We start from the raw sequence: 20,576 nt of genomic DNA on the forward strand, positions 1-20,576 counted from the left end.
TTCTTACCTGAAGACGCGATAATAATGCCGTCTACCCGCATTTGATAAAGGGCTTCGAGCGATTTTGCTTCGATTTCTGGGTCGAAATCTGTGTTGTAAATTAGTGCGTTATAATCGTTATTTTTGCAAAAATCGTCTACTCCGCGAATCGTTCTGCTGGTGTCAAAACCCGTTATATCACGCACTATCACGCCTATCGTTTTGGTTTTATCGGCCTTTAGATTTCTGGCAATGGGGTTGGGCACATAATCTAATTCTTTAATTGCAGCTCGAATACGTATTTGAGTCTCTTTCGACATATAGTCAAAACGGCCGTTAAGGTATTGAGATACCGTGCTTTTTGATACTGAAGCAAGCTGAGCAACATCGATTAGTCTAACTTTTGCCATGGGGAATTTTCTACGATTAGGTTAAATAGCGCTATGTTGACATAGTGCAAGATTATGCTAACTTGTTCAACTAAACCGGTTTAGTTGATTTTGTAATACACAATTTGATCAGCCAAACGGTATGCAAAAAGTGGTTTATAGAATAACTAGATCAAGAGGGCGTCAGTTGAAAATTACACAGGTGAAAGTATTTGTTTGTAATCCCGGCCGGAACTTTGTCACCGTTAAGGTGATGACGGATGAAGGGATATACGGTTTTGGTGATGCAACACTTAATGGTCGTGAAATGGCAGTGGTTGCTTACTTAGAAGAGCACGTAGCGCCGTGCTTAATTGGTCGAGGCGCCCATAACATCGAAGATATTTGGCAGTATCTTTACAGGGGCGTTTATTGGCGTAAGGGCGCGGTGAATATGGCTGCCATCGCGGCGATCGATATGGCTTTGTGGGATATAAAAGGTAAAGCGGCCAATATGCCAGTGTATCAGTTGTTAGGCGGCAGAAGCCGACGCGGCGTTACCCTATACGCTCACGCCAGTGGTGAAACCATAGAAGATACCCTAGATAAAACCGCTGAGCATATCGCTCAAGGTTTTAAAGCAGTGCGTTTGCAATGCGCAGTGCCCGGTTTGAATGTGACTTACGGCGTGCTTGGTGACAAAGCAGATTATTTTGAGTTGCAGGGTAACCGCCCTTTGCCGCCAGAAGAAGACTGGTCAACCCAAAAGTACTTCAATATGGTGGTTGGTTTATTCAAGCAAGCCAGAGAGCGCTTCGGCAATGACGTACACCTGTTGCATGATGTGCACAGTCGCTTAACTCCCATCGAGTCAGCCCGTTTAGGCAAGCTGCTGGAACCGTACAATTTACTGTTTTTGGAAGATGCCTCTATCGCTGAAAACCAAGATAGCTACAAGGTGATCCGCCAACATACCACCACGCCGCTGGCCATAGGTGAAACCCACAACACCATTTGGGACTGCAAAGATCTTATTCAAAATCAGCTCATTGATTACATTCGCGTTGCGGCCACCCACGCCGGGGGCATTACACCTTTGCGACGTATTGCTGACTTTGCCAGTGTTTATAACGTGAAAACTGCGCCACACGGTGCGCCGGACCTCTCCCCTGTGTGCTTTGCCGCTCACATGCATTTGAATTTATGGGCGCCTAATTTCGGTATTCAAGAGTTTGTTGGTTTTGGCAATGAGCACTCTAAGCGAATTTTTAAGCACACAGTTGAAGTGAAAGATGGCTTGGCCAATGTCAGTGAAGCGCCAGGTTTAGGTATCGAGTTTGACGAAGAAGCCGCGAAAGAATACCCCTATAAACGTTCCTATTTGCCCGTGAGTCGACTTGAAGATGGCACTGTGTGGAACTGGTAATTTGGCATTTTTGATTATGAATTTAGTCTTTGATAAGTAGAGATAAAAAGCATGAGTAAAAGTATAAAAGTATTGATTCAAGGCACAGGTTTCGCTGGGCAAGGGCACGCAGAGGCGTTTAGGTCTGTAGGAGCTGAAGTGGTTGGCATCGTTGGCAGAACGCAAAGCGTGGTAGAGCAAGTCGCCAAAGACATGGAGATACCGTTCGCCGGAACAGATTGGCAGCAAGCGTTAGAGCAATGCAAGCCTGATGTGGTGTCGATAGCCACACCTGGCGGCGCCCACGAAGAGGCGATTACCCAAGCCATAGAGTTTGGATGCCATGTGTTTAGTGATAAGCCCTTAACCGCGACTGGCGAGTCGGCTAAGAAGTTGCACGAATTAGCCGTTGCCAAGAAGGTAAAAACTGCCTTTGCTGCCAGCTTTAGATATATGCCTGACGTTATTTACGCTAAGCGTATAGTGGCAGCTGGAGCAATTGGTGAACCGCTAGAAGTGGAATGCATATCGCATTTTAACTTAGAGCGAGATATCCCATTTGGTTGGTCACACCGCAAAGAAGATGGCGGTGGGCGCTTAAGTAACAACTTCACCCACAAGTTGTCGATTGTTACCTCGATTATCGGTGAGAAGATTTTGTCGATTATGGGCGAAGTGCGGGATGATCTAGGCCGAGCGCCGATAGTGGAAGGCGTACATAACTTCAAAAAACGCCGGGACTTTATTCCTGATGATCTCAATGACCCAGAACTAAAATGGGGAGAATCAAATGTGGAATGGTCATATACCGTTCTGGCGAAACTCGAATCTGAGTTGGCTGAAAAGTCAGTGTCTGTGTTGTTTAAACATGGCGGCTTGCATCCGCGCTTCAATGAAGATCATATTGCTATTTACGGCAGCAAGGGCGCTATATACATCAAAGGCCATTATGGCAGCGGCCCCTTGTATTTCTATGATTCAAATAACCAATGGACTCGACTGCCGTTACCGGACGATATCGTTGATAACACCCCGCAAGGTGAAGGCGACACCGAGCGTAACTGGCGCTACCTTATTCGTGAGTTGGTTAACGATATTAGAGGGGAAAAAGTCGCACCATATCAGACCTTTAAAGAAGGTGCTCAATATCAGCAACTAATTGATATTATTCGCGAAAATGATAATTGGGTTGACGTTAGTCATCTGCAATAAAAGGCAATCCCATGTTTTATGAATACTTGGTTATCGCGGGTTATTTCATACTGATTTTAGGCATCGGCTTTGCCTTTAAAAATATGGCGAAAAACTCCACCAGTGATTACTTTCGTGGTGGTGGGCGCATGCTGTGGTGGATGGTCGGCTCAACTGCGTTTATGGCGCAATTTTCCGCTTGGACCTTTACCGGTGCAGCGGGTAAAGCCTACACAGACGGCTTTGCCATTAGTTTGGTGTTCTTTGCTAACACCTTTGCTTACTTCTGCGGTTGGGCTTATTTCTCAGCTCGCTTTCGCCAAATGCGAGTTGATACGCCAACAGAAGGTATAAAACGGCGCTTTGGTAGTCAAAACGAGCAGTTCTTCTCTTGGGCGTTAATTGTTTTTAGCTTTATCAATGCTGGGGTTTGGCTAAACGCCTTAGGGGTGTTCGCCAGCGCGGTATTTGAAGCGGATATTACTCTGACCATTATTGTGACTGGGCTTACCGTGGTGTTTGTTTCCGTGTTATCTGGTGCTTGGGGAGTTGTTGCCTCTGACTTTGTGCAAACCCTTATTGTGGCAGTGATTTCTGTTGCGTGTGCCATTGTTGCGCTGGTGATGGTGGGCGGCCCAGTTGAGCTTGTGCAAAACTTCCCGACCGATTTTGTCATGGGCCCAGACATGAATTACGGGGCGATTTTAGTCGGTACGTTTATCTTCTTTTTAGCCAAACAAATGATCACCATCATGAATATGCATGATGCGTTTCGATTCTTAAACGCTAAAGACTCCGACAATGCGCGCAAGGCAGCGTTGCTCGCCATGGTATTGATGGGCGTTGGTAGCATAGTGTGGTTCATACCGCCTTGGGCGTCTGCCATTTTATACCCTGATGCGGCGGCGTCTTACCCTGAGTTAGGCAACAAAGCCGCTGATGCCGTGTACTTAGTATTTACCCGCAATGCCATGCCGATTGGCACGGTGGGATTGCTATTAGCTGGGCTATTCGCGGCAACCATGTCGTCCATGGATTCAGCGCTGAATAAAAACGCCGGTATTTTTGTGCGCAGTATTTATCAGCCGTTGTTACTTAAAAAGAACAAGAACGTGAGCGATAAACAGCTACTTAATGTCAGCCGCTGGGTGAGCTTTATCAGCGGGGTGCTGGTTATTGTGGTGGCCTTGTTCTTTAAATCACTCAAAGAGCTCAGCTTGTTTGAGTTGATGATGAGCGTTTCTGTGATGGTGCAAGTACCTTTACTGGTACCGCTGATATTTGGCTTGTTTATCAAGAAAACCCCCAATTGGGCGCCGTGGGCGACAGTGATAGTAGGTATGTTTGTATCTTGGTTGACTGCGAATGTGCTTACTCCAGAGGTTTTTGCTAATGGGATAGGGCTAGAGCAAGCACTTACGCGACGGGAGTCGATTGACGTGAACTTGATGATCACCATCGCCGCGCACTTAGTGATTACTGCTGGTTTCTTTTGTTCAACGTCCTTGTTCTACAAAGAGGCCCGAGATGACCATAAAGCCGGCACAGATAGCTTCTTTAGGGATCTTGAAACCCCGGTGATTGCCGATTTCGAGCAAGATGAATATGACAAACAGCAACGTCATAAGTTGGGCACAATGGTGATGTTCATGGGAACGGGCGTGTTCGTGATGATGCTTATACCTAACCCTATGTGGGGGCGTTTGGTCTTCGGTTTATGTGCAAGCACTATATTACTGATGGGATATTTGCTTAAAAATAGTGCCAAGCCTAAAAATATCCCTCTGAAAAATGCTCAATCAGAAACGGCCACGCTAGAAAAAAGCCAAGCTAGCGAGCGTTTCAACCCAGAAGAAGGGCGCTAAGCAATGATTGACACAAGATGTGTAAATGAAGGAAAGGGTTCAATAGCGCCATGGGTATCCAAGTTAGCGCCTAGAGGCTTGACTGTTAGCAGAGTAAATCAGGTTTTTATTCTGCTAATAGCAGCAATGCTAAATCTGGGTTGCCACGCTGTGCCTGAAAATGGCGCTGTTAGCCAAAAAGCTGAACAAAATGCTGAAAAAAACGCGAGTGACATTAAAGCGACAGGCAACGATGAGACTAAAGCGGTGCACTTACGCCATGGGGTTGATGAATCCGCTGGTGGTCTTAGTGCTTATATTGTCACTATCTCAAACGCGATTTTTTATCTTGAAAAAGAAGGCGGGGGCTTATCCAGCATGCTCGACACAGACGGTGTTGATTGGATAGGCTTTCATAATGTTGCGGGCTCAGGCTGGAAGGGGGAATACCGCGGCTTTCCTAATGCAATTCATAAACAAGATGGCAGTTATTTTCATGCGATGAATGCAGGTACAGCGCCTTCCACGTCTCGGGTGACGATTGAAACCCCTGAGCATGTTCAAATTGTTTTCACGTCGGGCAATGGTAAGTGGCAAGCGAACTGGGATTTTTACCCAGACAGATGCGATTTTACGATGGCGAAAGTGAGCCCAGGTTATCATTACTGGGTGCAATATGAAGGTGTTCCAGGTGGGTTGATGGACGAAAGTGACTTTTGGTACAACTCAGCCGACAACCAGCGTCACCCCATTAACGAATCATTTATTGGTGATTTACCCAGCCCAGAGTGGTTTGCCTTTGGTGATGCGAACTCTCAGCGTATGTTGTATTTACTTCATCATGAAGATGACCTTCAGCGCGGTGCAGAGCAGCTAGCGCCCGATCAATCAGAAGACAAGCACCCAGACAATTACGTTAGTCGCCCTTACATGACGGTGCTAGGGTTTGGGCGCAGCAATAAAGATAAGTTCCTCAACACACCGCGGCGCTTTTCATTGGGATTTGTTGAGTCAACTGGTTATGAGAGCCTTGAAGAAACCGTGAGCCATCTTATTGCTCAATAGTGCGAGGGCTCATTGACACGAGGGCTCGCTGTCTTGGAGGCTCTGCCTTGAGATTGTCGGTATTAGGGGCTCTGTTTTGCAGATTTTCTGCATTGAGCCGTCAATGACCCAGGGCACAGTCTTTCTCGTGACTTAGAGCATCGTGTGGCGTAGTGCATCGTGTGGGGCAGCGCATCGTGTGGTGAAGTCAGTGAGGAGTATGGCCAATTTGGCGCCACCTAATACGGAGTTAAAAATATACCGCATTCTTTTCTATTGAATTATATTTTTTGCGGGCTATTATCAGCCTCATACCTTAAGGGCGTAATGCTCGAAAAAAATAATGCTCAAAGATAACGTTCAAAAAAAGTGTTCAGAAAGAATGTTCAAAAATAGCGACATCAACTTCATAAAGAGTAGCTTACTCACCTTACCAAATTAAGCCGAGCGTAGTCCTTACGCTCGGCAGATTTCCCCTGTTTATTCCTTTGTTTTTGTTAGCAGTACGGTTAGAAAATCAGCCGTCGTTATGGGTGTTTTTAGGCCCTTAAAAACCGTGTTTTATCTAGCTGAATTGACGTTTTAAAAGCGGGTTTATTTACCCTTTTAAAGAACGTGTTCAAGCTGCCAATCGAAATAAAACTAATCAGTTAAAGTCAGAGGCTCTCAAGAGCTTCTTTTTGTAAAACAAAAGAACAGAGGTTACTAAGATGCAACCCAATATTATTATTTCAACTGCCGATTTAGCTGAACTCGAATACCAACTGGAGCGCGCTAAATTACCTGCAGATACTGTACGAGCGATTGAAAACGAGTTAGACCGAGCGAGCATAGTCGCTTGTAAAGACTTACCAGAAAACGTTGTCGCAATTGGCAGTAAGGTCACTTTCAAAATCCTAGACAGCCAGAAAATATTTACCAAAACCTTGTGTCTGCCACATGACACCATTAAGTATGAAGATAGTATCTCGGTGTTTGCCCCCATAGGTTCAGCCCTAATTGGTCTTAGCACAGGGCAGTGTATTACATGGCAAACTCAACGCGGTGAGCAATCCGTGGAAATTATCAATGTCGAAAGTAACAAACGTTAAAGCAAGCAACATCAGCGAAACAAAGAGGGTAATTGATGACATATATTGAGCAAACGATAGCGGATTTGAAGCGCAGTAGTCCGGCACAAACGGAGTTTTATCAGGCAGTTGAAGAGGTATTAAACTCGCTTGAGCCATTGCTTGAAAAGAACCAGCGTTATCAACAGCAAGCGATTATCCAGCGTATTGTTGAGCCTGAGCGGCAAATCATGTTTCGCGTGCCATGGGTAGATGATCAGGGCAACATTCAAGTGAACAAAGGGTATCGGGTTGAATTCAATTCAGCACTAGGCCCTTACAAAGGAGGTTTACGTTTTCACCCTTCGGTAAACGCAGGGATTATGAAGTTTCTCGGCTTTGAGCAGATATTTAAAAATGCGTTAACAGAACTGCCTCTCGGCGGAGCAAAAGGAGGGGCTAACTTTGATCCTAAGGGGCGCTCGGATGCTGAGATCATGCGTTTTTGTCAATCCTTTATGAATGAGCTTTACCGACATATAGGCGCTAGGTGCGATGTACCTGCGGGCGACATAGGCGTGGGAGCCAGAGAAATTGGCTACATGTTTGGCCAATATAAACGCTTAACAGGCCGATACGAAGGGGTACTGACCGGTAAAAGCTTACTTTGGGGTGGGTCACTGGCACGTAAAGAGGCCACTGGTTATGGTGCCGTCTATTTTGCGAATTACATGCTTGAAGAGCGTGGCGATAATCTACAAGGTAAGCGCTGTTTGGTATCGGGGGCTGGCAACGTGGCTATTTATGCCATGGAGAAACTGTATCAGCTTGGCGCTACCCCGATAAGTTGCAGTGACTCATCCGGCACGCTCTATCACGAAAGCGGAATAGACCTGAAGTTAATCAAGCGCCTTAAAGAAGGGCGTCGCTGCGACTTAGTCGAATATCTTAATACCTACTCAGAGGCAGTGCATACCCCAGCGGCTGATTATCCGAGTGACGGCCACACAGTCTGGCGTTATCAAGCTGATGCTGCTTTCCCTTGTGCTACTCAAAATGAACTGACGCTAAAAGATGCCGAAACGTTGCTGGAAAACGGCTGCCATTTAGTGACAGAAGGGGCGAATATGCCGTCTACTAACGATGCGGTTAATGCCTTTTTAAATGCAGGCATTGCTTATGGTCCAAGTAAGGCGGCGAATGCTGGAGGCGTAGCGACCAGTCAGTTAGAAATGGCGCAAAACGCCAGTATGCAAACATGGACCTTTGAACAGGTAGACCAACGCCTGAAACAGATCATGAAGAATATATTTGTCGCGGCCAATGAAACAGCGAGAGAGTTTGATTGCGAGGGCAACTTGGTATTAGGCGCTAATATTGCGGGGTTTCGCCGGGTAGCGGATGCAATGATTGAACAAGGGGTGGTGTGAAGTTAGTAAGCACACAAACATATAGTTGACAATATCAACTATATGTTTGTTATTTGCGTTTATAAAACCAACCCTTTTCGTCAGATTTTGGTGAGCGCTATGTCAAAAACGTTAAAGAAGATTTTACTCGTGACCGCTATGGTCACACTAGTCGGTGGCGCTTTCACTGGTGTCATGACGTATTCGAACATCGGCTTTAGCGACGCATTTACCCGTCAATGGGCGCTTTCGTTTGTTCAAGCTGTATGCGTTATTTTCCCAACGAGTGTGGCGGTGATGTGGGCAATGAATAATACCATTCCACGTTAATAAGTGGTCACTCAGCGAGAGTTTAAAAGGGCTTAAACAAGGCGCATGACTGAATGAATAGTTGTTCTCTTTCGAAGTCATGCAACGCAGTGTAAGCCCTTTTAAAACTCGCCTGCAAGGAATGCCCCAGCGGCTTTTGCTCTGCGTTCTCACTATTCGAAAGGGAACAACCATTACTTCATAGCGACGCCTTAATCAAAAACCGCTGGACGCATTCTGAGGAGGTCACTTATTAATGCGGATTGGTATAAAGTAGTTGAAACGGTATTCGTGCGCTTATCAAGTTTACATAAAAATCTGATTTTTGGCTTTGGTATGGCGCTTAGTATGGAAGCTATCATGGCGCTTAGCACCACCTACCGTAATATCGGTTTAGGTGACCTGCAGCAGTTTAGTCAGGCCTTTTTGGCGAGTTATTTAATGGTATTACCGGTCGCTTTGGTGCTTTCACCTATAATGACGTTGCTGATAAAACCGAAAATGGAAGCGTTTCTGGCGAGCTAAGGCATAGTCTTAAAACCGGATTGGCTGTCCGTATTCAACACCCTAGCTGTGAGTGTTTGCTGAATAAAAGCGTGGTCGAGCACAGCATTTATTTTTAAGATGGCCAGTGCTTCACGGTAAACATTGATACGTGCGGTGAGGGCTTTTAACTCTGCTTGAAATGCGTCAGCTTCTCGATTGTTTAACATGAAAAAATCACTCGAGCCGAATTCAAACTGCCGCTGTTCTTGTTCAAACAGCTTACGAGACAAAATGACCTGCTGTTCTTGCATCTTGTGTAAACGCTTAGCATAAGACAAGTTAACCAAGCGCTCTTGTAACTTGGCATCAATCGAGCGTTGTAGGGCGTTGGTTTTCTGCTCAAGGGCGCTTATTTCGAACTGTGTTTTGCTCTTTTTCGCTTTCGCTTGTGAGCGCTCAAACGGAACCGAAAAATACAGGCCTATCTTGGTTTCAGTGTCTTGCAAAGACGTGGGGCCCGAACCTATGTCTCTTGCGACTTTAGCTTCAATATCAAGTTTGGGTAGTAGCGCCACTTCTGCTAAGCGCATTTTTTGCTTTAGTACTTGCATCTCGTGGGCTTTAGCGGTCAAAGCCGGGTGCTTTGTAGGGCCGCCGGTGATTATTGCTTCGTTGAATGCCTTTGGCCATGCAATCTGTGATGCGTTTATCGACTGCATAGCTTGGCTATCTGGAAGATGCGCACTGTGCATGTAGTAGCGTAACTTTTGCAAGCTGCCTTGCACCTTACGCTCAGCAGCAAGCAATGCAGATTGGCGCTCTAATAATCTGGTTTCAAACTCAAGCAGCTCAATTTCGGCTACGTCCCCTTCTGCGACTCGCGTTTTAATGCCTGCTTGTCGATTTAGGCTCACCGTGACGAGTTGCTCAATTTTATGGTAGTAACTTAGTGCTTCGGCCCAATCTAAATAGGCCAATATGGCTGAATAATAGAATTCGCTTTGGGCTAGTTTTGCTTCTTCGTTCCACATTTTGTATTTGAGCCGTGCATTGGTCATGGCCGTGCGATTTTTATCGGTTTCTCTACCCTGAAGCAACGACAGCTTTACCCCGACAGAGGCTTCGCCCCCAGACAAGGTGGCGTACTCCTGCTCGTATATAGGAAAGTCGCCATCAGAAATACGGTATTCAGAGAAAATTTCAGCATTGTACGCTTCAAGGGGTTTAGAGAATTTTTGCGCAGCTTGCAGCCCATCGTAATACCCTGTTACCCGAGAAAAGCTGTTGTGCTCTAGCTTTGCATCATAAGCACCGTCAGCGTATTGAATATCAGCTTGGTATTGACCTGTGGTGGCATCAATGGCCAATATTTCTGGGTGGTTTTTAGCCACCTGCGATAAGTATTCTTGCAAGGTTAAGGCGCTCGATGATGGACAAAAACCAAATAGTAGTAAGCTATAAACCACGAGCCGGCACATTAATTTGCGCCTCCTTCGGTTTGGTCGGTGCGAACAGGTGGGAAGTTGTTAAGCTGTCGCCATAACTCGTAGCCAAGCCTGACTTCCTCTAGCAGTATCCAGGCACGAACTCGGCTGCCCAAGCGTGCGCTTTCATGCTCTGGCCAAGCAACGGTGGTATTGACTGGGGCAATCCATACGGTGAACATACCAAACTGATCTGCAACAGGTTCAACAAAGGATACTACGCCTTCAAAGGTGCCCACTGACATACCGGGCCAGCCGCTAAATTGGAAGGTCGGCCAGCCTTCAAACTGAATGCGCACTTTCTTACCTTTGGTGGCAAGCGCGGCATCTAAACCGTTAATTTTGATACTAATTTGGCGCTCAACGTTGGCGGGTACAAACCAGCCTAAAATGCTGCCCGCTGTGACATAGGTTGCACTGCCGCCTGACTGAAGCCTAACGACTGTGCCGTCTACGGGGGCAAATTTAGTGCGCGTTTCTTGGCGGGCGAGGCTCATTTTTAAGGTGTCTAGATCTTCTTCTGTTTTAGCCGCTTCGGCCTTGAGTTTTTCTAATGCGATTTCGACAGATTCCACTTCTTTTTGGGAAACCAGCCCTTCTTGCAGTAACTTTTTTTGCCGTGACAGGTTACTTAATGCATTTTGCACAGAGAGCTTATTTGATACATAACGCTGGTTGGCCGCAACTTGCTGCGAGCGTAGCTTTTCAAGACGGTCAGAGTCTACGTCTACTAAAGTGACGATGGGCTCGCCCTTTTTAACCTGGTCGCCCTCTCTGACGTGCCATGTTTCAATTTGGCCATTGAGCAGCGCCGAGATAGGTTGAATGCGCGAGAGCGGGTCAGGGGAATTTACCGAGCCAGTACCATAGGCTGTTTGTACCCAAGGGGTAAACGTAAGTAAAAGAACAGCGCCTATTACTAACGTGATCACCAACCAGATAATCGTTTTGTGGGTTCTGGGTACCTTTAAGCTGTTTAAGGTTTTCATCGCGCCCATAAAGTCAGTGTGTGCGTTGCTCATTGGCTCACCTCCTGACGTTTAGCCCCATTGTGTTGAGGCTCCTTCTTGCTTTCAAGCTCGATCGTGCCATTAAAAAAGGCCGTTGTGGGGGCGTTAGAGAAATACAAAACGGTTAAGTCGGTATCTTGAATAACCCCTAAAATACGCTCGCGCCTGGTGGTGGGTATCGCGTCAAAATGTTGATTAATCACCAACACCTTGGGCTTTGAAAGCATTACCACGACTAATTTAAGCAATATAAATTCAAGGGGCTGTAGCGGTGTTCCTACTGGGGATATCGGCGTTTTTAGTTTTTGCGGAAGCGCGCTAATCACTTCCGTTAAGCCCACTTTTTCAAGGGTAATGTTGATATCGCTGGTGGATACACCGGGCGCGCACATTTGTATGTATTCCTCGATGGTGCATTCAATAATCAGTGAACGATCTAATACGAACACCGCTTGGCGTAAATCGTAAGTGTCATAATCAGATAAGTCGTTGTTATCTAAGTTTATCCACCCAGATGACGGGGTTTCATAGCGCTTGAGCAAGTTGACTATGGTGCGCTGAGTCCAGTTGGACTGAGTCGATACAAAATACTTATCGCCTTGGGCGATGTGTTTATTGATCAGGCATGACTCATCTTTGCGCCGAATAACGACATTGTTGAAATCTAATGCGCCGCCGGCTGGGGCAGGTTTGGGAGTTTGTTCTAGCGCTTCTTGTGGCATATTGATAGCGCCACCGATTTTGTCTGCCGTGCCATATAATTCGTAATAGAGTTTTAAATAGTGGCTGAAGCGAGATAAGCCTAAAAATACCGCTGCCATAATCAATTCTGCAGCCACCAATTGCCCAATAGACAACTGCCCGCTTATTACTAACCAGCCGCCTAAGCCAAGCAACGCAGAGCTAGCCAGTGCGTAAAGCACTAAGAACATAACGACTTGCTTAAAGGTAAATGAAAAGTGGCGAGAGTGGTTATCAACATATTCCGATACGTAACGCTCAGTTTTCTGCCCGGCATAATCGAACTGAGAAGACGATTTTACGAAGTCATTGGCCGACGCCAAGTTGCTTAGCCATTTTGCTGTGGAGTATTTTGACGCTGATAGATGCACAGCTGTTACCTTGGCTTGTGTCGACCACAGCCGCCAAATCACATACATAATTAAAATTACGCACAAGTTAAATGCGAGCAAAAACGGGTGGTAAAACGAAACGAGAGTAAAGCCAACGATCATTTGTAAAATCAGGGCAATGCCATCAATCATCAAGCTGGGAATATTTTTTTGCAGCGTCATGATGTCGAAGTAACGATGGGTGATCGAGGTGTTTTGACTGCCTTCAAAATAGCTATGGGGCGCTAATATAGTGCGCAGACTTAGATCAGCCACTAGGCGAGCATAAATGCGCCTTTCGTAATATTCCATGACTCGCATGCGCAGGGCAGCGAAGCACCCGGAAAGCAGCAAGGTACTGAACAAAACAATCGCCAGAGTGATCACGGCTCGCGTTGACGCTATATTGGCAATGGTGTTGATTAAGGTTTGCACCGCGATAGGAACGGCCAACGTCAGCAGGCCAATGACCACACTGTAAGCGATAACGACCGCGAAAAAAGAACGTTCTGGTTTTAACAGCGCAAACAAGGTTTGGCGCAAGTTAACTAAATCAATATTTTTGGGGGACATTTTGGGCTCGTCTCGAATAAGTTAGCGTCAATACACGGTGAATTTCAATGTTGTTAACTTTATAAAAACTGAGCTCTCACAGTAATACTCAATAGTGGCACTTGCTTGGCAGCAGCATCACTTCAGATAGCTTACTGATTTCTTTCAGATATTTAAATGGGCTATATTCCCTGAGTATATAAAATTTATTCTTAATTAAGGTGCTTAATACTGGAATTATGATGATTCAGTTCAGTTTACAAATGAGAACTTTATCTTGTAGGCACTCTTTTTTGCCAAATTCTTGTCAAAATTCTCAATTAGTCGAGTGATTTTATCCTCAGGCTGGTATACCAATTTCATTAATTAGAACCCCGTCAGAATACGTCCAGCGATTTTGATTTAAGGCGCATTTCGCTCACCGGGTGTGGTGTTAAATGTTTTGAGCATGTCGTGAGGGTTTACGTTTTCACTGTGTGTTTTACAGGCCTGGGCCCACCACGCCAATTGACCAAATGTACGGGCAAAATAGTCGAACCAAGACGCTTGATCTTCACCTGATTCTGGCCTGCCATCTTCGGTAAACACATCTTGCGCTTTAGGGACGTGGATCATGGCTGAGACCGGCAGGCAGCCAAGCTCAGACAAAAACGTTCGCATACCTACAGCCGCGCGCATGCCACCCCATTGCCCAGCAGAATAAGTGACAATGGCACTAGGCTTATAAGAAAACAATGAACTACCAAAATGGTTGAGTAAGTTGGTTAATGCTGGGCTCACGGTGTGGTTGTACTCAGGACTTAGCATAATGAAGCCATCGGCGGCGGAAATTTTTTCAGCCAGAGCATTTAACACTGTTGGCGCTTTACTTTTCGCGTAGGCAAAATGGGGCTTGAACACAGGCTCAAGTGGGTAATCGAGTGCATCAATTAGCTCAAACTCATGCTCATTAAAACGCGTGTCTAAACAGGCCATACAGGCCTTTGCGACCCTCAGCCCAAGGCGAGCAGGACGAGGCGGTGTGCTATCACGCACTGTGCCCAAAAATACTAAAAATTTCATAATGTTACCTCCATTTTTAATCAGTCGAACGAGGGGCAATACCGTTATGCTGCCAGCTATATTTACGCAGGCCTCAGTATTTCATCTTCTGGGCTGAATCGATAGTGTGCTATTCAAGGCTTTGATAGTTAATGATTCATCGTTGTGCGTGGTGATCGAGGTAAAACTTGATTGTAATAGGATGATAAAAATTGTGGAGTACGCCCAATGACGATCGATTTTATTGATGTACAAGCGCCTGAGCCGGGTGAGTGGCAGCAAGTCTCACCTGGTATTTTGTGGTTGCGCATGCCACTGCCGTTCGAGCTGGATCATATCAACTTATATTTGCTTGAAGACAATGACCGAGCCACGGGCAAGAAAGGTTACGCACTGATTGATACTGGCATTGGGGTAAGTAAAACCCAACAGTTATGGGATAGCTTACTGAGCAAACTGGATGTGCCCTTAACCAAAATCATTGTGACGCACATGCACCCAGATCATATTGGTATGGCAGGCTACTTAGTCGATAAATTTCGCGCGCCTTTATACATGAGTCATTCTGAATACTTTGTGGGCAGAGCCATGAGTGCGGGTAGCAGAGGCGCATCAGACTGGCAAGATGATGAGTATTTAGTGCGCTGCGGCATGTCGCCTGAGTACGTTGCCAGCGCCAGTGAAAAGCGCAAAACTAATAAAGGAGTAGGGCAGGTTATTCGGCCTATTCCTGTGCATCATGAACGTTTACAAGAAGGTGACGAACTAACCATAGGCGAGCATCAATGGCGCGTTATGATTGGCCGGGGGCACTCACCAGAGCATGTATGCTTGTTTAACCCTGCCACTAAGGTGTTGATTTCAGGCGACCATGTATTGCCAATTATTACCCCGAACATAGGTGTTTACAGCACAGAGCCAAACGCTAACGCTTTAAAAATGTACCTAGATACCTTGCCACAGTTTAAAACCCTGCCCAGCGACGCACTGGTTTTGCCATCACACAAGCAACCTTTTATTGGGCTGCATAAACGGGTTGATGAACTGATTGAGCACCATTATGAGCATCTAGCCAACTTAAAAGCGTTCTGCGCCCAAGGTAAAACCATTAAAGAATGTTTACCTGTGTTATTTAAACGGGAATTGAACGAACACAATATGTTCTTCGCCATTGCCGAAGCACTCGCGCACCTTAACTATTTGTATTTCGACAACCAAGTCAGCCGAAAGACCAACCAAGACGGCCACTATGTATTTACCTTGATGGATTACGACTTAGCTGACAGGGCTATAGGTTAAGCCCGAAGCAGAGCCAAGCCGTCCGTAAAAGAGCAAAGCTATAAGGGAACTGCGTTTGGACTGGCGTTAACAATGCAGTGCGCAATAGCTCATATCTGATTGTGACGTTGCTACCAATAGGTTTGATCCTGAACTGATAGGCGACTTAAATTCATGACGTTCGGCTTTATCTCTATTTAATAATTACATTTAGGCCTTCGTTAGAATGTACACATGATGTCGGTATGTGCGTACATTTGCTAGCCGAACTAGCTTAGTCGTTTTTGACTAGAAAAATGGATTCAAACCAAAGATATCTTTCACACTATGAAGAGTGATGTTCGTCTTGTGCCGAGAGATTTCACTACCCGTGCGCAATATATCTATTAACTGTGATTTGTCATTCAGGTACTGTTCCCTGCGCTCACGGATTGGCTTCAATAACTCTTGCAGGCACTCTTCAAGGATCTTCTTTGTCACGCCGTCGCCAAGACCACCACGTTGGTAATGTTCTTTAAGTTGGCTTACATACTCTGTATCTGGATGAAAAGTATCTAAGTAAGTGAAGACAATGTTTCCTTCCACTTGACCTGGATCTTCAACTCTCAGGTGATTTTGGTCAGTGTACATACTACGCACAGCAGCTCTTAGCTCTTTTTCGCAAGCGCCAAGGTTAATGGCGTTGCCCATTGTCTTACTCATTTTGTTTTTGCCATCTGTGCTTGGCAATCGTGACGTTTGGCTTAGTAATGGCCGACATTCATTGAGCACAGGCTTACCTGCCAACGAATTTACCTTTCTGACGATTTCATTCGTTTGCTCAAGCATTGGCAGTTGATCATCACCAACAGGAATCAATGTAGCATTAAATGCTGTGATGTCTGCCGCTTGAGAGATCGGATACGTTAAGAAACCTGCGGGAACCGAACGCTCAAAGCCTTTGCTTTTTATCTCACTCTTCACGGTTGGATTACGCTCAAGTCTCGCGATAGTGACCAAGTTGCTGTAATACATTGTTAGCTCAGCAAGGGCTGGTAGCTGAGATTGCAGGCAAATAGTGGTTTTCGTTGGATCTATGCCAACAGCCAAGTAGTCAGCTACTACGTTTAGTATATTGGATGACACCTTTGAAGGGTTGTTTGCGTTGTCTGTCAGCCCTTGCATATCAGCGACAAGGATTGTTTGATCGTGACTGTCTTGCAGGGATACGCGTTGCTTCAGCGAACCAACATAATGACCTAAGTGAAGTGGGCCAGTGGCTCTGTCGCCAGTAAGAATAGTTTCTCGTTTTGTGGGTAGTTGATTTTTCATGATATATCTCTAGGTCAATAAAAAATGCCACTGGAGATATAAAGAAAATACAAACTTAGCTACCGTCCAGCAGCAAAAGAATGTACGAATTCTGTGCCGCTCAGAGTGAGCGCCACCACTTGATAGATGTAATATGAATGAATGATATTTTCATGACTTCAAGCCTAGCAAAATAATTGGAGCGCCTCAATAATACCAATCCGCATTAATAAGTGACCGTCTCAGAATGCGTCCAGCGGTTTTTGATTAAGGCGTCGCTATGTAGTAATGGTTGTTCCCTTTCAAATAATGAGAACGCAGAGCAAAAGCCGCTGGGGCATTCCTTGCAGGCGAGTTTTAAAAGGGCTTACACTGCTTTGCATGACTTCGAAAGAGAACTAGTTTTCTTTTAATAAAGAGCTGTCAGTCATGCGCCTTGTTTAAGCCCTTTTAAACTCTCGCTGAGTGATCACTTATTAACGTGGAATGGTATAACCTTAATAAGTGCCCGCAACTGCGGCTTTTTTCACTTACTCGGCGCTCACTTTGAATAACAGCCTTTTCATCCAACCTACCAGATCACGTTAAGGTGTATTCAGATAGCGATGGCAAAGGTGTAACGATATGCAGCGAGAAAACAAAAAGGGCAAACTCAATTTGCCCTTTTTGCTGTTGATTAGCACGCTATAAATAGTGCCTGGTGTTAAAAGGCGTAAGTCGCGCTGATTACGCCATTGATAGGCGCTGCGTAGTAAAACGAGCTATGTAGGCTGCTAATGTACTTTTCGTCTGTTACGTTGTTCAAGTTTGCTTTTACCGTCAAACTGTCACTAATGTCATAGCTTGCGTATGCATTGAGTAAAAAGTAGCTGTCTTGGGTTACGTTGTAATCGGTGTTCTTGGTTTTTGATTGCCAACGACCATTTAGACCGACTTTCAGGGCAGGTAGTGCAGGAACAGAGTAATTCATCGAAAAGTTAACGTAGTCACGAGGTGCCCAAGTGTTGGCATCTTGGCCGTCAGTATCTTCGATTTCGATGTTGGTATAGCCTAAAACAAGATCAAGGTTTTCGGTAACTTGCCCGGTGATTTCAACTTCAAACCCAGTCGATTCAACATCAACCCCATAATAGTAAAACTGACCGTTATCAGGGTTAATGCCAGCATATGATGCAAGGTTTTCTTGTTCAGCAGTGAAGTAAGCAAAGGTCGTTAAAAGAGATTTATCCATCCATTGTACTTTTATGCCCGCTTCGGTGTTTTTACCTTTAGTAGGGTCAAGGTATTGCCCTGTGATGTCATATTGTTCTTGTGGCTGGTAGATATCTGAATAACTCGCGTAGGCATTGATGTCTTGGGTTATGGCATACGTAAAGCCTAAATAAGGGCTTAACTCACTCTCGCTGTTATCGATTGTGGTACCGCTATTGTCGCCACTGCGCTCGAAATCAATGGCATTTACACCGGCGATCATAAACAAGTTGTCGCTTAAGGTAATTTTGCTTGAACCGAAGATGCGGGTTAGGTTTTGCTTAATTTCTGAATACAGTGTGCGTTCTTGCCAATCAGGCTCGGTGATGGTGTTAAGAGCGTAAGGGAAAGCGGGCAGTGCGCCCCATGCTTCTTCGGCAAGATCGGTTGCGTAGTTAAACATCGTGTCGGTACTTTGCGCATAGCTAACACCCATTGTCGCTTCATGTTCAAAGCCAAACGCAGTAAAAAATCCTGATGTTTTTACTTCAATTAAATCGGAATCAATTTCTGAGTCATAGCGACCAGGGTAACCGTAAAGTCCTAAATTGGTCTCTTTGTCTATGCTGCCATAAGCATAAAAAAGCTTATCTTGTTCTTCGAAATAGCGTTTGTGATAGTTCACATCAAGACGCCAGCTGTCGTTAATTTGGTGGGTAAACTCTACAAATGCGTTGGTGTTGATGGTGTCCCACATGGTCCATTCTTGGGACGTTGTGTCATTGTCGTCCCACTGTGCTTGCGTGCCGTCTGTGTAATTAAATACTAAGCCGCCCCATAAATTGCCATCAGTGTTGGCGTCTTGATGAGATATTCCGACAGTCAGGGTGGAATGGTCCGTTAGCTGACCATCAACAACACCGTAGAGGTAACCTAAGTCATCAGATAAACCATCAAGATGGGAGTTCTTATCTTCAGCGGCTACAACAAAGCGCGCTGCCCAGCGGCCGTCTTCGGTAAGTAAGGTGTTGTAATCGCCTTGAATGCGTTTGAAATCATAAGAGCCTGCAATAACACTCACTTCGCCGCCTGTTTCATTGGTAGGGCGTTTACGCACATAGTTGATGGTGCCTGATGCGTTGCCCACACCGGTTAACAAACCATTGGCACCACGAATGACTTCGATGCTTTCGTAGCCGTATGCGTCGATTGCACCAGTGACTATGCCCCAATCATTGGGTAGCCCTACGCCGTCAATTTGGGAGTTTTTGATTTCGAAACCACGAGATGAGTAGTTAGTACGATTAGTTTCCCATGCTTCAACGGTTACGCCTGTCGCTAAGCGCAAGGCGTCATTGATGTTAAAGGTGGCGAAATTTGCCATTAGGTCAGAGGTGATAACACTAATGGATTGCGGCGTTTCGCTGATATCCATAGTTAAACCGGTGGCACCTTCGCTAATTCTGTCTTGACGTACACCAGAGATAAGTAAGTGTTCTACTTCGCTGACTTCTTGTTGTTCCTGGGTGTCAGTTTTGTCCTGGGCGTGTGTTTGCATGGCAAGTGTCAGTAAAGACAAGCTAAATAAGGTGTGCGGCTTCATGTGGGTTCCTGTTGTTATCAATATATGAAAAATCGAGCTAAGAAGTATACATGAATGGAATTGCTGATGATAATGATTTGTATTTACATGGTGGTTTAAGTGATTTCGAAGGTAGATAGTGTTTTTAGCGTCGTAATATAGTGAAAAGAAACAACTTTACAGTACTAATAGGAATCATTATTATTAACTTTTAGCTCAAGCTATTGGCTTTGCAGTGTATGAAATAGCCGCTAAGCGTTCATTTGTTATGCTATCGGATATCGGATATCGGATATCGCATATCTGATGGATGCTGGCGAGACTCTGTTAGCCTAAGATGCTCTTCGTTTTAGCCGCATTGAGTCGCTCTTTTAGCCCGCCAATACCCTAGGTTTACTTATAATAAAAACGACGGAAACCCAATGATACTGTTACTCGCAATAGCGCTAGGCTTAATAGGCAGCTACCTGCTGTATATCAGCTGGAAGCAAAATAATAGATTCGCCGCCCTAGCAGGGTGGGTTAGCTTATTCGTTACCGTGCCATTACTGGTTATGGATTTAGGGCCTGAGTTTGGTACTGTGTTTGCCCTTGGTTTACCTGCGCTTTATGTCTGGTTGGGTATTCTTCGCGAGCAAAAAACGCAGCCACCCAAGCACATCGATAGGCAGTATAAAAAGACTCAGTTTAACGGCAAAAAGCTGCTTAAAAATAGCGGCTACATTGTGTACCACCTCATCTTATTGATGTTGGTCAGCAGCTTGCTGGTCATTGCCGCTCTTGATTTACTGCCACTTGAGAGGCCGAATCAATTAGCCGCTGGGGTGATTATTATTCCTTTGGTGTGGTCTGGCTTGTCGTTCTGGCATCTAGCTTCTTCGAAAACACGTACGCCCTTACTGTTTAGTGCGTTTGTTTCACTTGCTTCTAGCATTTATCTATTTGTTTAATT

General features: G+C 45.4%; 17 protein-coding genes. 10 read left to right on the forward strand and 7 right to left on the reverse strand.

The window, feature by feature from the left end; translation table 11 throughout:
* The coding region (locus GCHA_RS04885; RefSeq protein ID WP_039992116.1) for a LacI family DNA-binding transcriptional regulator at window positions 1-389 on the reverse strand (389 nt) is incomplete at its 3' end.
* A gap of 166 nt (window positions 390-555) precedes the next feature.
* Here GCHA_RS04885 and manD point away from each other — a divergent pair.
* From manD to GCHA_RS04925, 8 genes are all read left to right on the forward strand, one after another.
* On the forward strand, window positions 556-1,773 hold the full coding sequence (manD, locus tag GCHA_RS04890; RefSeq protein WP_007985702.1) for a D-mannonate dehydratase ManD: 1,218 nt from the start codon (window positions 556-558) through the stop codon (window positions 1,771-1,773).
* A 51-nt stretch (window positions 1,774-1,824) separates the two neighbouring features.
* Window positions 1,825-2,964: a Gfo/Idh/MocA family protein gene (locus GCHA_RS04895; RefSeq protein ID WP_007985703.1), complete on the forward strand. Its 1,140-nt coding sequence runs from the start codon at window positions 1,825-1,827 to the stop codon at window positions 2,962-2,964.
* 11 nt (window positions 2,965-2,975) lie between these two features.
* The gene (locus tag GCHA_RS04900) at window positions 2,976-4,808 is read left to right on the forward strand and encodes a sodium:solute symporter family protein (protein WP_007985705.1); all 1,833 of its coding nucleotides are present in this window, start codon (window positions 2,976-2,978) and stop codon (window positions 4,806-4,808) included.
* A 3-nt stretch (window positions 4,809-4,811) separates the two neighbouring features.
* The gene (locus GCHA_RS04905; protein WP_007985707.1) at window positions 4,812-5,852 is read left to right on the forward strand and encodes a hypothetical protein; all 1,041 of its coding nucleotides are present in this window, start codon (window positions 4,812-4,814) and stop codon (window positions 5,850-5,852) included.
* Window positions 5,853-6,541: 689 nt separating this feature from the next.
* Window positions 6,542-6,922, forward strand: a complete 381-nt coding sequence (locus GCHA_RS04910) for a GreA/GreB family elongation factor (RefSeq protein ID WP_007985710.1) — start codon at window positions 6,542-6,544, stop codon at window positions 6,920-6,922.
* A gap of 35 nt (window positions 6,923-6,957) precedes the next feature.
* Window positions 6,958-8,310: an NADP-specific glutamate dehydrogenase gene (gene gdhA, locus GCHA_RS04915; RefSeq protein ID WP_007985712.1), complete on the forward strand. Its 1,353-nt coding sequence runs from the start codon at window positions 6,958-6,960 to the stop codon at window positions 8,308-8,310.
* A gap of 99 nt (window positions 8,311-8,409) precedes the next feature.
* Entirely contained in the window at window positions 8,410-8,619 is a 210-nt protein-coding gene (locus tag GCHA_RS04920; RefSeq protein ID WP_013754881.1) for a DUF2798 domain-containing protein, read from the forward strand.
* Window positions 8,620-8,889: 270 nt separating this feature from the next.
* Window positions 8,890-9,123 (forward strand): DUF2798 domain-containing protein, encoded by a 234-nt coding sequence (locus GCHA_RS04925; protein WP_496196112.1) that lies wholly within the window; start codon window positions 8,890-8,892, stop codon window positions 9,121-9,123.
* Here GCHA_RS04925 and GCHA_RS04930 read toward each other — a convergent pair.
* The 4 genes from GCHA_RS04930 to GCHA_RS04945 all read right to left on the reverse strand — a co-directional run bounded on the left by GCHA_RS04930 (window position 9,120) and on the right by GCHA_RS04945 (window position 14,304).
* Window positions 9,120-10,562, reverse strand: coding sequence for a TolC family protein (locus GCHA_RS04930; RefSeq protein WP_007985714.1), 1,443 nt, complete (start codon window positions 10,560-10,562; stop codon window positions 9,120-9,122). The two genes, GCHA_RS04925 and GCHA_RS04930, sit on opposite strands and share 4 nt — an antisense overlap.
* Window positions 10,562-11,590 carry an efflux RND transporter periplasmic adaptor subunit gene (locus GCHA_RS04935; RefSeq protein ID WP_007985717.1) on the reverse strand — a complete coding sequence of 343 codons (1,029 nt, stop codon included), beginning with the start codon at window positions 11,588-11,590 and terminating at the stop codon, window positions 10,562-10,564. Before GCHA_RS04935 ends, GCHA_RS04930 begins: the two co-directional genes overlap by 1 nt.
* Window positions 11,587-13,263: an ABC transporter transmembrane domain-containing protein gene (locus GCHA_RS04940; protein ID WP_007985719.1), complete on the reverse strand. Its 1,677-nt coding sequence runs from the start codon at window positions 13,261-13,263 to the stop codon at window positions 11,587-11,589. Before GCHA_RS04940 ends, GCHA_RS04935 begins: the two co-directional genes overlap by 4 nt.
* 381 nt (window positions 13,264-13,644) lie before the next feature.
* Entirely contained in the window at window positions 13,645-14,304 is a 660-nt protein-coding gene (locus tag GCHA_RS04945; RefSeq protein WP_007985721.1) for an NADPH-dependent FMN reductase, read from the reverse strand.
* A 207-nt stretch (window positions 14,305-14,511) separates the two neighbouring features.
* Between GCHA_RS04945 and GCHA_RS04950 the strand changes: the two genes are divergently transcribed.
* Window positions 14,512-15,582: an MBL fold metallo-hydrolase gene (locus tag GCHA_RS04950; RefSeq protein WP_007985723.1), complete on the forward strand. Its 1,071-nt coding sequence runs from the start codon at window positions 14,512-14,514 to the stop codon at window positions 15,580-15,582.
* Window positions 15,583-15,849: 267 nt separating this feature from the next.
* Here the strand turns inward: GCHA_RS04950 and trpS are convergent, their stop codons facing one another.
* Window positions 15,850-16,872 carry a tryptophan--tRNA ligase gene (gene trpS, locus GCHA_RS04955; RefSeq protein ID WP_007985724.1) on the reverse strand — a complete coding sequence of 341 codons (1,023 nt, stop codon included), beginning with the start codon at window positions 16,870-16,872 and terminating at the stop codon, window positions 15,850-15,852.
* 682 nt (window positions 16,873-17,554) lie between these two features.
* Window positions 17,555-19,645: a TonB-dependent siderophore receptor gene (locus tag GCHA_RS04960; RefSeq protein ID WP_007985729.1), complete on the reverse strand. Its 2,091-nt coding sequence runs from the start codon at window positions 19,643-19,645 to the stop codon at window positions 17,555-17,557.
* Between the two features lie 401 nt (window positions 19,646-20,046).
* Here GCHA_RS04960 and GCHA_RS04965 point away from each other — a divergent pair, with 401 nt between their 5' ends.
* Window positions 20,047-20,574, forward strand: a complete 528-nt coding sequence (locus GCHA_RS04965; protein WP_007985738.1) for a hypothetical protein — start codon at window positions 20,047-20,049, stop codon at window positions 20,572-20,574.
* The last annotated feature ends 2 nt before the right edge of the window (window positions 20,575-20,576 follow it).

This window comes from Paraglaciecola chathamensis S18K6 (assembly GCA_000314955.1).
Classification (GTDB): domain Bacteria; phylum Pseudomonadota; class Gammaproteobacteria; order Enterobacterales; family Alteromonadaceae; genus Paraglaciecola; species Paraglaciecola chathamensis.

Excerpts from the sequence above, each read along its gene's own strand:
- GCHA_RS04895 (WP_007985703.1), top strand. The coding sequence starts at position 1,825 with ATGAGTAAAAGTATAAAAGTATTGATTCAAGGCACAGGTTTCGCTGGG.
- GCHA_RS04900 (WP_007985705.1), top strand. The coding sequence starts at position 2,976 with ATGTTTTATGAATACTTGGTTATCGCGGGTTATTTCATACTGATTTTA.
- GCHA_RS04905 (WP_007985707.1), top strand. The coding sequence starts at position 4,812 with ATGATTGACACAAGATGTGTAAATGAAGGAAAGGGTTCAATAGCGCCA.
- GCHA_RS04910 (WP_007985710.1), top strand. The coding sequence starts at position 6,542 with ATGCAACCCAATATTATTATTTCAACTGCCGATTTAGCTGAACTCGAA.
- gdhA (WP_007985712.1), top strand. The coding sequence starts at position 6,958 with ATGACATATATTGAGCAAACGATAGCGGATTTGAAGCGCAGTAGTCCG.
- GCHA_RS04920 (WP_013754881.1), top strand. The coding sequence starts at position 8,410 with ATGTCAAAAACGTTAAAGAAGATTTTACTCGTGACCGCTATGGTCACA.
- GCHA_RS04930 (WP_007985714.1), bottom strand. The coding sequence starts at position 10,562 with ATGTGCCGGCTCGTGGTTTATAGCTTACTACTATTTGGTTTTTGTCCA.
- GCHA_RS04935 (WP_007985717.1), bottom strand. The coding sequence starts at position 11,590 with ATGAGCAACGCACACACTGACTTTATGGGCGCGATGAAAACCTTAAAC.
- GCHA_RS04940 (WP_007985719.1), bottom strand. The coding sequence starts at position 13,263 with ATGTCCCCCAAAAATATTGATTTAGTTAACTTGCGCCAAACCTTGTTT.
- GCHA_RS04945 (WP_007985721.1), bottom strand. The coding sequence starts at position 14,304 with ATGAAATTTTTAGTATTTTTGGGCACAGTGCGTGATAGCACACCGCCT.
- GCHA_RS04950 (WP_007985723.1), top strand. The coding sequence starts at position 14,512 with ATGACGATCGATTTTATTGATGTACAAGCGCCTGAGCCGGGTGAGTGG.
- trpS (WP_007985724.1), bottom strand. The coding sequence starts at position 16,872 with ATGAAAAATCAACTACCCACAAAACGAGAAACTATTCTTACTGGCGAC.
- GCHA_RS04960 (WP_007985729.1), bottom strand. The coding sequence starts at position 19,645 with ATGAAGCCGCACACCTTATTTAGCTTGTCTTTACTGACACTTGCCATG.
- GCHA_RS04965 (WP_007985738.1), top strand. The coding sequence starts at position 20,047 with ATGATACTGTTACTCGCAATAGCGCTAGGCTTAATAGGCAGCTACCTG.